This window comes from Actinomadura fibrosa, from assembly GCF_900659615.1.
GTDB lineage: Bacteria > Actinomycetota > Actinomycetes > Streptosporangiales > Streptosporangiaceae > Spirillospora > Spirillospora fibrosa.
In genome coordinates, this window is sequence record NZ_CAACUY010000270.1 from 1 (window position 1) to 11,127 (window position 11,127).

Sequence of the window (11,127 nt, forward strand, 5' to 3'; positions counted from 1 at the left end):
CGGGGCCCGGTCCCTCGCGGGCGGGCGCGCGGAGCAGGTGGCCGCGGCCCGGCTGCTCGGTGCCGCCGCCGCACTCCGCGCCGCGTCCGGCGCGCCGCTGCCCGCCGGGGAACGCGCCGATGTCGACCGCGCCACCGGAAGGATCAAGGACGCGCTCGGCGTTGCCATGTTCACAGCGGAACACGAACGCGGCCGGATAGAGAGGACACCATGACGGACGACGCCGGATACGGCTGGCGGGGCGACCTGATCGACCTCCCCGCCTACCTGAAGCGCATCGGGTTCGACGGCGAGCCCGAGCCGACGACCGCCACCCTGCGCGCGCTGCACCGCGCGCACGTCACGTCCATCCCGTTCGAGAACCTGGAGATCATCCTTGGCCGCCCGGTGCGGCTCGGGGCCGAGGCGATCCAGGCCAAGCTCGTCGACCGGGCCCGCGGGGGCTACTGCTTCGAGCACGCCGAGCTGTTCGCGGGCGTGCTGGAGCGGATCGGCTTCGAGGTCACCGCGCTCGTGGGGCGCGTGACCCTCGGCGCGGAGAAGGTCGCGTCGCCCACCCACGCGCTGCTGCACGTGCGCGAACCGGGCCACCCGTCCGGCGAGCCCGCGCTGCTGTGCGACGTCGGGTTCGGCGCCGGGCCGCTCGAACCGCTGGAGATCCCGGGCACCGCCGAGGTCGACCAGGACGGCTGGGGGTTCCGGCTCCGGCCCGGCCGGACGGTCACGGCCTGGGATCCCCCGACGCAGGGCTGGGAGATGCACCAGCGGGGCGCCGACGGCTGGGTCCAGCGGCACGTCTTCACGCTGAACGAGGCGTTCCGCGTCGACTTCCGGGTGCTCAGCCACTACGTGTCGACGAGCCCGCGCTCGCCGTTCACGACCCGCCCGTTCGCGCAGCGGTTCTCGGTCGACTCCCTGCGCGTGCTGGACGGGACGACCCTGACGGTCACCCGTCCCGACGGGCGGACGGAGCGGCGCGAGGAGCTCGCCCCGGCCCGGCTCCCGGACGTCCTCGCTGCCGAGTTCGGGATCGTCCTCGAAGGCGACGACCCCCGGCGGCTGGTCGCGGCGGTGGACGGATCTAATCTGGACGTGTAGTGTCTAGATTATGCGGATCAGCGAGGGAGTCGAGTGGGCTGCGCACTGCTGCCTGCTCCTCGACTGGATGGGCGCGGACCGGCCCGTGTCGACGACACGGCTCGCGGCCGGCTTCGACCTCCCACCGCCCTACCTGAACAAGCAGCTCCAGGCCCTGGTCAAGGCCGGCATCGCCACCTCGACCCCGGGCGCGCGGGGAGGCTTCCGCCTCGCGCGCCCGCTGGAGAAGATCACCATGATGGACGTCGTGACCGCGATCGAGGGCCCGGAGCAGGCGTTCCAGTGCACCGAGATCCGGCAGCGCGGGATCGGCGCCGAGTCGCCCGCGTCCGCGTTCGACAGGCCCTGCGCCGTCCACACCGCCATGCGGAAGGCGGAGACGGCCTGGCGCAGGGCGCTGGCGGAGCAGACCCTCGCCGACGTCCGCGCGGCGGCCGAGCGCGCCGCGCCCGGCCTCGACCGGAGCGTCCGCGCCTGGTACGCGCGCAACTGATCCCGCCTTTGACCCCTGGGATCACCCAGGGGCCGTACTGACTCCCTGAACCCTGGCCCCGCAACACGTCCCGCGGCCCTCAATCTGGATATCTCCTATTCCGAAAGGGAAAATCATGCAGGCACGGATGACCGACCTCGCCGCCATCGCCCCCGACGCCTACAAGGCCATGCTGAACCTGGAGGGCTACCTGCGGCGCAGCAGCGTCCCGGACAGCACCCTGGAGCTCGTCCGGCTTCGCGTCAGCCAGATCAACGGCTGCGCCTTCTGCGTCGACATGCACGCCCGCGACGCCAAGAAGGCGGGCGAGACCGACGAGCGCCTCTGGACCGTCGCCACCTGGCGCGAGGCCCCCGGCTTCACCGACGAGGAGCGCGCCGCGCTCGCCCTCGCCGAGGCCGCCACCCGCCTCGCCGACAACCCGGCGGGCGTGCCCGACGAGGTCTGGAACGAGGCCGCCGACCACTACGACGAGGAGAGCCTGCTCGCCCTCATCATGTGCGTCGCCGCCATCAACGCCTGGAACCGCATCAACGTCACCACCCGCCAGATCGCCGGCTCCGTCACGTCCGCGAGCATCACCGAAAAAAGGACATTCGATGGTTGAAGTCCGCCTCCCGGGTATCGGGCTGACTGACGCTCGCGGCCCCGGAAGGAGGGGCCCGCAAGGAGAGGAACAGTGGCCGAGAAGACCGAGAACGTCGTTGACCTGCTTCGCTCCCAGCACGAGGAGATTCGCCGTCTCGCTTCGATCGTCGATGAGAACAGCGGAAAGGTCCGCCAGGACGCCTTCGAGAAGCTGCGCCACCTGCTCGCCGTCCACGAGACCGCCGAGGAGGAGGTCGTCCACCCGTTCGCCCGCCGCGCCCTCGGCGACGGCGCCAAGGTGATCGACGCCCGGCTCCAGGAGGAGAACGAGGCGAAGGGCGTCCTGTCGCGGCTGGAGAAGCTCGACCGCGACTCCCCCGAGTTCACCGCGCTGTTCTCCGAGTTCCACAAGGACCTGGAGGCCCACGCCTCCCACGAGGAGCGGGAGGAGTTCCCGCGCCTCGCCAAGGAGGCCACGCCCGAGCAGATGCGGGGCATGGCGGCGGCGGTCAGGGCCGCCGAGGCCGTCGCGCCGACCCATCCGCACCAGGGGACGGAGTCGCCGCTGAAGAACCTGGCCGTCGGCCCGCTCGCGGCCGTCGCCGACCGCGCCCGCGACGCCATCCGGAAGGCACGCCACTAGGAGAAGAGTCCACGACACCGTCCGCGGACCCGTACGAACGGTGACATCGCGCCCGCCGGCCGCGCGGCGGGCGCCTTCAGGGGAGGGGTACGAGATGACCGAGCAGAGCGAGGGCAGGTCGTTCGCCGATCGGCGCGCCGAGGCGGGCGCTCCGCAGGAACTGGACGACGACTTCGCCGAGGAGCACACTCCGAGCCCCACCGACCCGCCCAACGCCGAGGCGGACGCCCCGGGCGGCGAGGACGACGGCTACGACTCGCAGACCCGGGTCCCCTGACAGGCCCGTGAACCGCGCCGGAGGCCGCCCCGCACACCATCGCGGGGCGGCCTCCGGCGCGTCCGGCGTCCCTACGCCGGGTGCGGGGGCCGCTGGTCGGGCGGGGTCCCCCCGCCCTCGCCGCCGCCCTTCGCGCCCTTGTCGGTGCCGTGGGCGTGGCCCTTGCCGCCGGTCCCCTTCGGGTCGGTGGCCTCGGGCGCGGGCTGGTCGGTCACGGCGGTCCGGTCGGACCGGCGCATCTCGGGCTGCTGCGGGTTCGGCATGGTCCTGCCTCCTAGGCGTCGCTGTGCGGGTTGGGACGCAGGGGGTCGTGCCCCACTCTCATCAGGGAGTGGCGCCACCCCTCCTGCTGCTCCGCGTCCGGCGGGGCGTTCTCCAGGCGGTCCTCCACGTAGTCCACGACCTGCCGCATCACGTCGTTGTCCTTCTGGGTCAGGTCGACCTTCCGCTTGCGCAGCACGTCCACCACGCGGGCTCCGAGCTCGGCGACCCCCGCGTCCGGCTCGGCCGGGAAGGCGTCCTCGCCGGACGCCTCCGTGAGGAGCCAGGTGCGCAGCTCGTCGCCGCTCATGTTGACGAGCCGGTGGAAGTCCTCCCAGAGTTCCTCCACTTCGGCGGATATGCGGTGGTTCATCGGCAACTCCCTGTCGGAACGTTGCAAGCGGCCCTACCCGGAGACCCGGCCCCCATTCACCCCTTGTGTTACATCGCCCCAAGCGCGGGCAAGGCGTCGGACATGGACCACTCGCAAGCACCGGTTCTGGACGCACTGAAGGCCTACCGGCGGGAGCGGCAGATGCCGTTCACCCCGCCGGGGCACAAGCAGGGGCGCGGCGCCGATCCGCGCGTGCGGGAGGTGCTCGGCGAGGCCGTGTTCGGCTCCGACGTCCTCGCCGTCTCCGGCCTGGACGACCGCATGTCGCGGCACAAGGTGCTGGAACGCGCCCAGGAGCTGATGGCCGACGCCGTGCACGCCGAGCAGACGTTCTTCTCAACTTGCGGGAGCTCGCTGTCGGTCAAGAGCGCCATGCTCGCGGTGGCCGGGCCGCACGAGAAGCTGGTGGTGGGACGGGACGCCCACAAGTCCGTCGTGTCCGGGCTCATCCTGTCCGGCGTCCGCCCGATCTGGGTGGACCCCCAGTGGGACCCGGTCCGCCATGTGGCGCACCCGCCGTCCCCGGAGGGGTTCGCGGCCAGGCTCGACGAGCATCCCGACGCCCGCGGCGCGCTCGTGACCAGCCCGACCCCGTACGGCACGTGCGCCGACCTCGCCGCGATCGCCGAGGTGTGCCACGCCCGCGGGAAGCCGCTGATCGTGGACGAGGCGTGGGGCGCCCACCTGCCGTTCCACGAGGACCTGCCGACCTGGGCCATGGACGCGGGCGCGGACGTCTGCGTGACCAGCGTCCACAAGATGGGCGCCGGGCTGGAGCAGGGCTCGGTCTTCCACCAGCAGGGCGACCTCGTCGACCCGGCCGTCCTCAAGGGCCGCGAGGACCTGCTCGGCACCACGAGCCCGTCCGTCCTGATCTACGCGGGCCTGGACGGGTGGCGCCGCCAGATGGTCGAGTCGGGCCGCGAGCTGCTCGGGAACGCCCTCGACCGGGCCGCCGCGCTGCGCGGGGAGATCGGGGCGATCCCCGGCTTCACCGTCCAGGGCGAGGAGCAGTTCATCGGGCCGGACCGCGCCCACAGCCTCGACCCGCTCCAGATCATCATCGACATCGACGGGCTCGGCACCACCGGCTACCACGCGGCGGACTGGATCCGCGACCACCACCAGGTCAACCTGCACCTGTCCGACCACCGGCGGATCAGCGCGCAGCTCACCTTCGCCGACGACGCGGCCACGGCCGAGCGGCTCCTCGTCGCCCTCCACGACCTGCGGGACCACATCGACGACCTGGAGGGCGCCCCGCGGGTGGCCGTCCCCGACCCCGGGGACCTGCGCCTCGAACAGGTCGTCCTCCCCCGCGACGCCTTCTTCGGCCCCACCGAGCAGGTGAGCGCGGAGAAGGCGGTGGGGCGCCTCAGCGCGGAGATGATCACGCCCTATCCGCCCGGCATCCCGGCCGTCCTGCCCGGCGAGCGCATCAACGAGGCCGTGATGGAGTACGTGCGGTCCGGTGTGAAGGCCGGCATGGTCATCCCGGACGCCGTGGATCCCGAGATGGAGAGCGTCCGAGTCGCCATAGAGGACTGACGCCCGCCCGGGCCGGGCGAGGACCGAGGGCCGCGCGGGGTCAGGCCAATCTGCGCGTGTAGACGACCTTGTCCGCGAGGCGCTCGGCCTGGCCCGGCGGGGTGAAGAACAGCTCGAAGACGGGCCGCCTCCCGAGCGTGATGACGGTCCGCATCGGGATCGTCTTGCCGAGGTACTCGGGGCCGAAGATCCCCGGGTCGGTGAACTCGCCCGGGATGGTGATCACCGAGGGGACGGCGGACAGCGCCGGCCCCCGGTACGTCATCGCGGTCGGGGTGACGCTGTCGAACGTCGTCCACTCGTAGCGCCGGTCGATGGTCGAGAACCCGAGGACGCCCATCCGGTAGTACCGGTCACCGCCCAGCGTGCCCTCCGTCCGCTCCTGGAGGAAGCGGTCGCCGGTCTTGGTGATCCAGCCGACCTTCACCGTGATGTCGCGGGAGACGATCGGCGCGCTCGGGTCGAGCACGTAGTTGGTCTTGACGGCCCTCCAGGTGCCGACGAGCCCGTTGAGGCGGTGGTGGTACGGGCCGGGGTCCAAGGGGCCGGCCACCGCGGCGACCGGAGCGGCGGGGGCCGCCGGGGCGGACGCGCCCGCGACGCCGATCAGGGCGAGGACGGCGGCGGCAGCGGCGATCGGCGGCGCGAGCTTCTTCATCGTGGTGCTCCCGGGACGCGAGGTGAGCGGCGGAACTCGACGGCTCGATCATCGGGGCGGGGATCCGGCGCGTCCAATAGCGGCTCTGATAGCCGTTTCGCATGGGGCTCACGCCGCTCCGGGAGGCGCCGTGAGGAGTGCTTAACCCAGCCGTTACGGCGGCGCATCGGGGCGGCAACGCGCACGATGCTGACTGGGCCGCGAGGTGGTGCCGGATGCAGGTGACCGAACTCGACGCTCCCGTGACCGACGTGCCCGTGTCCCTGTCCGAGCGGATGGCCGCCGACGACGTCCGGTTCGTCCTCGCCATGGTCGCGGGCCCGGACGGGCGGCCCCGGGCGAAGCTCGTGCCCGCCGACGCGGTGGAGGAGGGCGTGCGGGTCGCCGACCGGCTCGCCGTCCCCGACCCGTCGTCCTACATGCCGCTGCACGCCGTCCGGCCGGGTCTGGCGATGGTCCACTGCGACCCGCGGGTGGACGGCGAGCCGTGGCCGTACGCGCCGCGGGCCATCCTGCGCGCCCAGCTCGACCGGCTCGCCGGGCGCGGGCTGACCGCGCGCGTGGGCGCGGAGGCGGAGTACCTCCTCGTCCGGCGCGACGGGGAGGGCGCCGTCGCCGTCGCGGACGAGCGGAACCTCACCCGCGTGTACGACCATCTGGCCGAGGTGTCGGCGGCCCTGGACGGCCTCGGCTGGGCCGGGACCGGCCGCTTCGAGCCGGCCGAGCCCCTCGCCACCGCCGACCGCCTCGTGATGTTCCGCTACCTGGTCCAGGTGCTCGCCGAGCGCCGCGGCATGACCGCGACGTTCATGGCCAGCCCCTTCGCCGGACGGACCGCCACCGGCCTGTCGCTGGCCCTGTCGCTGTGGCGGGACGGCGAGCCGCTCTTCCCCGACCGTGACGGCATGTCGCCGCTGGCGTACGGGTTCGCCGGCGGCCTGCTCGCGCACGCCCCGGCCCTGTCGGCGATCGTGGCGCCGACCGTCAACTCCTACAAGCGGACGGCACCGGCCCGGGCGACCTGGTCGGAGGGCGGCACGGGAACGGGCCACCACGTCCGCATGGGCGGCGACCGGATCGTCGTGCGGCTCGGCGACGGGTCCGCCGACCCTTATCTGGCGACGGCCGTGCTGCTGGCCGCCGGGCTGGACGGCGTGGACGCCGGGATCGACCCGCGGGTCGGCGAGGGTCCCGAGCTGCCCCCGACGCTGCTGCACGCCGTGGACGAGCTGGCCGCCGACGAGGTCGTCCGGACGGCGCTGGACGCGGCGGGCGCGGGCGTCGCCGACCGGTACCGCAAGGGCCGGCGCGAGGAGTTCCTCGCCTGGCAGTCGCAGGTGACCGGCTGGGAGATCGACCGCTACCTGACCGCCTTCTGATTCTCCTCGGGCGAGACCCCTGGGGCCGCCCCCAGGGGTCGTACCGGACCGGCGCCGCGAGGACGGCCGGGACCGCCGGGCGCGGGCGGCCCGGACGCCGCGTCCGGTCGGGTGAACATGCCGCCCTCACCCGACCGGACGTGGACCGGTCAGCCCCGAAGGCGGGCGGACCGGGCGGACGGTCAGGACCCGGCCGGATGGCCGGCGCTCGGGACGTAGGGCGGGGCGACGCCCCAGCCCCAGTGCGGCATGGGCGCCTCCAGGGGCGGTGCCGCGCCGGGCTGCGAGTTGGCGAGGGCGAGGCGGGTGCCCCATTCGATGTAGCCCGCGAACGCGGCGCGGAACTCCGGGTCGTCCGGGAGGCCCGCGTCGTCGGCGGCGTCCATGAGCAGGCTCACCCAGCGGCGCCGCTGCGGCTCGGTGATCGCCTTGCCGAGGTGCTGCCGGACCATGTGGTGATAGCCGCCGCGCTCGCCGCTGTAGCGCTCCGGCCCGCCGAAGACCTCGCCGAGCCACATCGCGACGTACCGGGGGTGGCCCGGGTCCATGCCCGCGAAGAGGGGGCCGATCAGGTCGTCCTTGAGCACCCGGTCGTAGAACACCTCCGTGAGCCGTTCGAGCGCCTCGCCGCCGCCCGCCCACGCGTAGAGGGTCGGGACGGACCCGCCCGTGCCCCGCACCGGCGTCCGCTCGTAGTGCCGCATCTCCTCGATCTCCCGCACGTACGGTTCGATCTCGGCGAGGAACGCGGGGAAGCGCTCGTCGAGGCTGTCGTGGCCGGAGGCCCACCCGATGCGGAGGATGTAGGACGCCGGGTCCTCGACGCAGCGCGACAACTCGTAGTCGACGCACTGCGGGGCCGCGGCCAGGGAGGCGGAGGCCCGCGCGCAGGCGGCCTCGAAGCCGTCCGCCTCGCCGGGATCGATCCGATACCGGAGGTACTCGACGATCATGGTGCACCAGCCCCTGCACGGTCGAGGACGGGCGGCGCCGGCGGCACCGCGTCCGGTCGGGTAATCACTGTAACTCTGTAATCACCCGACCGGAAGCGGAACGATCAACCGGCCGCGGGCGGCGCCGAGGAGCCGGAGGAGCGCCGGAGCCAGGCCACGGCGCCGCCCGCCAGCGCCACGACGAGCGCGGCGAGCCCGATCCACAGCCACCCGGACGAGCCGCCGGACTCCTCGCCCGCGGCCTTCGTCGTGGCCGGTGCCGCGCCCCCCGGCACCGCGCCCCCGGGCGCCGCGGACGCCCCTGCCGCACCCGGCGCGGCCGCGCCCGGCGAGGCCGCCGCGGTCGAGCCCTTCACCGTGAACCGGAAGCTGCCGGTCACCGGGTGGCCGTCCGTGGCGACGACGCGCCAGCCGACCGTGTAGACGCCGTCGGGCAGGACGCCCGCGACGGACTCGGTCACCGTGTTGTCGACCGCGCGCGCCGGTCCCGACTCGTGCCGCCCGCCGGACGCGTCCGTCAGCACGATCTGCGGCACCATCACCGGGTCCGCGTACGTCAGGACGATCTTCGACGGTGCGGCCACGGTGGCGCCGGACGCCGGCTCCGCGGACTTCAGCGTGGTGTGCGCCGAGGCGGGCGCGGCCGGTACCGCCAGCGCCAGCGCGGCGGCCGCGCCGCCCGCCGCCACTCGCCGGACGAGGCCCCGCGAGACGGGTCGCGCGGTCCGGGTCATGCCCGGCTCCGGGCGCGGCTCACGCCGTAGGCGCCGACGCCGACGCCCACCACGCCGACGGCGATGCCGATGCCGCCGAGCAGCCGGGCGGTGCCGTCGTCGCTCTTCGCCTCGGCCTTCGCGGCGGGCTTCGCCGACGCGGTCAGGCCCGCGGCGGCGGTGGTCGCGGCGCCCTTCGGCGTCAGCTTCAGCGTCGGGGCCGGGTGCTCGGGCTCGCTCTGGCCGTCGCGCTGCTCCTCGTCCCACTTGACGACCTCGCCGCCCGAGTACGTCTGCTCGGCCTTGAACATCATCCGGTCGGCGTCGGTGGGCAGCGGGCCCATCGAGACGTCGAACTCCTGGAACTGCCCGGGGTCGATCTTGCCGCCGCTCCACGTGATCCGCGAGACGGCCTCGGTCAGCTCGCTCCCCTCCATCTTCAGGGGCGTCTTGAGTTTGGCCTTCTCCACCTTCACCGTCCAGCCGGGGACGGGACGGACGGAGACGAACGCGATCGGCTGGCCGGCGGGAAGGTCCACCTGGAGCTTGGTCGTCCCGGCGTCGTCGCGCTCGTTCGGCACCCGGAACGACACCTTGGTGAACGCGCCCTGCTCGGCGGTCCCGGGGTTCACGGTGACGTGCGCGGACGCGGCGGTGGCGAGCCCGACGACCGACAGGGCGGCCAGGGACGCGACGGCGCCCAGGCGGCGGGCAGGCGGGAAGGAAGGCATGGCGAAACTCCGTTCGAGTCGTACGGCTGGGAACCGGAGGCGCCGCGGATCGGCGCGTCCGGTGACGTACGGCGCTCGCCCGGGCGCCCGGACCGGCGTACGGCCGGGGTCAGGCGGGGACGAGCGCCCTCGAACGCGGCGGGGGACCCCGCCGGACGACCTGGTGCCGGAGCACGCGGCCGGAGAGCGTGGCGGCGATGGCCGCCGGTACCACGGGAGTACGCGCCGGGCCCGCCGCCGGTTCGACGGCGAACAGGAGCGCCAGCCACCGCAGCGGGCGGTCGGCGAGGGACGCGAGCCGCCGGGCCAGCGACCAGGCCGCCCGCTCGCCGCGCCGCAGCCACAGCGCGGCGAGGACGGCGGCGGCGCCGTGCGCCAGCGTCATCGTCAGGCCCGATCCGCCGCCGCCGGGATGCGCGGCGTCCGCGCCGCCGACGTGGTGGAGCATCGGGTCCGTCGCGCCCGCGAACAGCGCGTGGAGCGCGAACTGCCCGCCGAGGAGCCCGCCGGTGATCGTGGCCAGGGACCGCTCGTGCCCGGCGAGCACCAGCGTGACGGCGAGCACCGCGCCGAACCCGGCCAGCACCGCCCACGCCGGAACGGCCTGGCGCGACGCCAGGGCATGCCCGAGGGCCGCCAGCGTCACGCAGACGGTCGCGAAGACCACCGCGCGCGCGGTGCGGAACAGCGGATGCCGGGGCTGTGCGGACATGACGGGCCCATCGTCCCACTCCCGGCGGCGGATGCGTAGCCGACCCGAGGCAATTGCAAAGAAACCCTAGATGTTGGGGTTGCACTCAGAGGCTCATCTAGATGTAGGGTTCAATCCCGTGCTGGTTCGCCCCCGCCGCTCGCGGCGGGGGCGTCGCAAGAGGGAACCCGGTGCGAATCCGGGGCTGCCCCGCAGCGGTCAGCGGGAACGACCGCCGTCATACGCACTGGACCGATCCAGGTCCGGGAAGCGACGGCCGGTAGGTCGCGCCTCCATCCAGGTGGCGCGGTGCCCGCGAGCCCGAAGACCTGCCCGCACGACGTACGTCCAGGCCTCGCGGGTGGGCCGGTGGGCGGTGCCCGGCATGCCGTCGCGCGCTCCGTTCGCATGCCTCCGCGAGGCGAGCTCGCGAGGGGAGAGAGCACGTGACCCAGGATCTGGTCGCGCCGCCGGGGGCGGCCGCCACCACACCCGGCACCGCAGGAGACGCCGCTGCAAGCGCTGTCGAGGCAGTCGCCGGAATCGCCGCCGGGGCCGTTGCCGCTGCAAGCGCCGTCGAGGCGGTCGCCGGAAACGCTGCCGTCGAAGCGGTCGCCGCCGAGGTCGAAGAAGGAGTCGCCGTCCCCGACGGGAACTCGGAGCACTTCCTCCCAGATCTGCCGCATCCGAACGCTGAGGT

The 11,127-nt window shown here is 73.9% G+C and carries 16 protein-coding genes and 1 riboswitch; of the genes, 9 read left to right on the top strand and 7 right to left on the bottom strand.

The window, feature by feature from the left end:
* The 6 genes from E1300_RS42200 to E1300_RS42225 all read left to right on the top strand — a co-directional run.
* Window positions 1–214 (top strand): hypothetical protein (locus E1300_RS42200; RefSeq protein WP_131762900.1); only part of this gene is annotated, 214 nt, incomplete at its 5' end.
* Complete coding sequence (locus E1300_RS42205) at window positions 211–1,098, top strand: arylamine N-acetyltransferase family protein (protein ID WP_131762901.1); 888 nt, start codon at window positions 211–213, stop codon at window positions 1,096–1,098. The genes E1300_RS42200 and E1300_RS42205, both read left to right, overlap by 4 nt.
* A 10-nt stretch (window positions 1,099–1,108) precedes the next feature.
* On the top strand, window positions 1,109–1,591 hold the full coding sequence (locus E1300_RS42210; RefSeq protein ID WP_131762902.1) for an RrF2 family transcriptional regulator: 483 nt from the start codon (window positions 1,109–1,111) through the stop codon (window positions 1,589–1,591).
* Window positions 1,592–1,706: 115 nt separating this feature from the next.
* Complete coding sequence (locus tag E1300_RS42215) at window positions 1,707–2,198, top strand: carboxymuconolactone decarboxylase family protein (RefSeq protein ID WP_131762903.1); 492 nt, start codon at window positions 1,707–1,709, stop codon at window positions 2,196–2,198.
* 72 nt (window positions 2,199–2,270) lie between these two features.
* Complete coding sequence (locus E1300_RS42220; RefSeq protein WP_131762904.1) at window positions 2,271–2,822, top strand: hemerythrin domain-containing protein; 552 nt, start codon at window positions 2,271–2,273, stop codon at window positions 2,820–2,822.
* Between the two features lie 94 nt (window positions 2,823–2,916).
* Window positions 2,917–3,099, top strand: a complete 183-nt coding sequence (locus E1300_RS42225; RefSeq protein WP_131762905.1) for a hypothetical protein — start codon at window positions 2,917–2,919, stop codon at window positions 3,097–3,099.
* 71 nt (window positions 3,100–3,170) lie between these two features.
* Here E1300_RS42225 and E1300_RS42230 read toward each other — a convergent pair whose 3' ends face one another.
* Both E1300_RS42230 and E1300_RS42235 read right to left on the bottom strand, forming a co-directional pair.
* On the bottom strand, window positions 3,171–3,362 hold the full coding sequence (locus E1300_RS42230) for a hypothetical protein (protein WP_131762906.1): 192 nt from the start codon (window positions 3,360–3,362) through the stop codon (window positions 3,171–3,173).
* 11 nt (window positions 3,363–3,373) lie between these two features.
* Window positions 3,374–3,733: a DUF3140 domain-containing protein gene (locus E1300_RS42235; RefSeq protein WP_131762907.1), complete on the bottom strand. Its 360-nt coding sequence runs from the start codon at window positions 3,731–3,733 to the stop codon at window positions 3,374–3,376.
* 102 nt (window positions 3,734–3,835) lie between these two features.
* Here E1300_RS42235 and E1300_RS42240 point away from each other — a divergent pair, with 102 nt between their 5' ends.
* Window positions 3,836–5,302: an aminotransferase class I/II-fold pyridoxal phosphate-dependent enzyme gene (locus E1300_RS42240; protein ID WP_131762908.1), complete on the top strand. Its 1,467-nt coding sequence runs from the start codon at window positions 3,836–3,838 to the stop codon at window positions 5,300–5,302.
* Window positions 5,303–5,342: 40 nt separating this feature from the next.
* Here the strand turns inward: E1300_RS42240 and E1300_RS42245 are convergent, their stop codons facing one another.
* A complete protein-coding gene (locus E1300_RS42245; protein WP_131762909.1) occupies window positions 5,343–5,960 on the bottom strand; it encodes a DUF1579 family protein in 618 nt (205 codons plus the stop codon).
* A gap of 215 nt (window positions 5,961–6,175) precedes the next feature.
* Here E1300_RS42245 and E1300_RS42250 point away from each other — a divergent pair, with 215 nt between their 5' ends.
* Complete coding sequence (locus E1300_RS42250; RefSeq protein ID WP_131762910.1) at window positions 6,176–7,339, top strand: glutamine synthetase family protein; 1,164 nt, start codon at window positions 6,176–6,178, stop codon at window positions 7,337–7,339.
* A 182-nt stretch (window positions 7,340–7,521) separates the two neighbouring features.
* Here the strand turns inward: E1300_RS42250 and E1300_RS42255 are convergent, their stop codons facing one another.
* The 4 genes from E1300_RS42255 to E1300_RS42270 all read right to left on the bottom strand — a co-directional run bounded on the left by E1300_RS42255 (window position 7,522) and on the right by E1300_RS42270 (window position 10,448).
* Window positions 7,522–8,292, bottom strand: a complete 771-nt coding sequence (locus E1300_RS42255; protein WP_131762911.1) for a group II truncated hemoglobin — start codon at window positions 8,290–8,292, stop codon at window positions 7,522–7,524.
* 104 nt (window positions 8,293–8,396) lie between these two features.
* On the bottom strand, window positions 8,397–9,026 hold the full coding sequence (locus E1300_RS42260) for a copper resistance CopC family protein (RefSeq protein WP_242619748.1): 630 nt from the start codon (window positions 9,024–9,026) through the stop codon (window positions 8,397–8,399).
* Window positions 9,023–9,736, bottom strand: a complete 714-nt coding sequence (locus E1300_RS42265; protein ID WP_131762912.1) for a YcnI family copper-binding membrane protein — start codon at window positions 9,734–9,736, stop codon at window positions 9,023–9,025. The genes E1300_RS42260 and E1300_RS42265 overlap by 4 nt, the downstream gene beginning before the upstream one ends.
* 109 nt (window positions 9,737–9,845) lie before the next feature.
* A complete protein-coding gene (locus tag E1300_RS42270) occupies window positions 9,846–10,448 on the bottom strand; it encodes an MFS transporter (protein ID WP_131762913.1) in 603 nt (200 codons plus the stop codon).
* A 105-nt stretch (window positions 10,449–10,553) separates the two neighbouring features.
* Window positions 10,554–10,778, top strand: a riboswitch (cobalamin riboswitch).
* A gap of 95 nt (window positions 10,779–10,873) precedes the next feature.
* Here E1300_RS42270 and E1300_RS42275 point away from each other — a divergent pair.
* On the top strand, window positions 10,874–11,127 hold a 254-nt coding region (locus E1300_RS42275), incomplete at its 3' end, for a hypothetical protein (protein WP_207400270.1).

Bases quoted from the DNA above. Each gene is read 5' to 3' on its own strand.
- E1300_RS42205 (WP_131762901.1), top strand. From the start codon at position 211: ATGACGGACGACGCCGGATACGGCTGGCGGGGCGACCTGATCGACCTC.
- E1300_RS42210 (WP_131762902.1), top strand. From the start codon at position 1,109: ATGCGGATCAGCGAGGGAGTCGAGTGGGCTGCGCACTGCTGCCTGCTC.
- E1300_RS42215 (WP_131762903.1), top strand. From the start codon at position 1,707: ATGCAGGCACGGATGACCGACCTCGCCGCCATCGCCCCCGACGCCTAC.
- E1300_RS42225 (WP_131762905.1), top strand. From the start codon at position 2,917: ATGACCGAGCAGAGCGAGGGCAGGTCGTTCGCCGATCGGCGCGCCGAG.
- E1300_RS42230 (WP_131762906.1), bottom strand. From the start codon at position 3,362: ATGCCGAACCCGCAGCAGCCCGAGATGCGCCGGTCCGACCGGACCGCC.
- E1300_RS42235 (WP_131762907.1), bottom strand. From the start codon at position 3,733: ATGAACCACCGCATATCCGCCGAAGTGGAGGAACTCTGGGAGGACTTC.
- E1300_RS42240 (WP_131762908.1), top strand. From the start codon at position 3,836: ATGGACCACTCGCAAGCACCGGTTCTGGACGCACTGAAGGCCTACCGG.
- E1300_RS42245 (WP_131762909.1), bottom strand. From the start codon at position 5,960: ATGAAGAAGCTCGCGCCGCCGATCGCCGCTGCCGCCGCCGTCCTCGCC.
- E1300_RS42250 (WP_131762910.1), top strand. From the start codon at position 6,176: ATGCAGGTGACCGAACTCGACGCTCCCGTGACCGACGTGCCCGTGTCC.
- E1300_RS42255 (WP_131762911.1), bottom strand. From the start codon at position 8,292: ATGATCGTCGAGTACCTCCGGTATCGGATCGATCCCGGCGAGGCGGAC.
- E1300_RS42260 (WP_242619748.1), bottom strand. From the start codon at position 9,026: ATGACCCGGACCGCGCGACCCGTCTCGCGGGGCCTCGTCCGGCGAGTG.
- E1300_RS42265 (WP_131762912.1), bottom strand. From the start codon at position 9,736: ATGCCTTCCTTCCCGCCTGCCCGCCGCCTGGGCGCCGTCGCGTCCCTG.
- E1300_RS42270 (WP_131762913.1), bottom strand. From the start codon at position 10,448: ATGTCCGCACAGCCCCGGCATCCGCTGTTCCGCACCGCGCGCGCGGTG.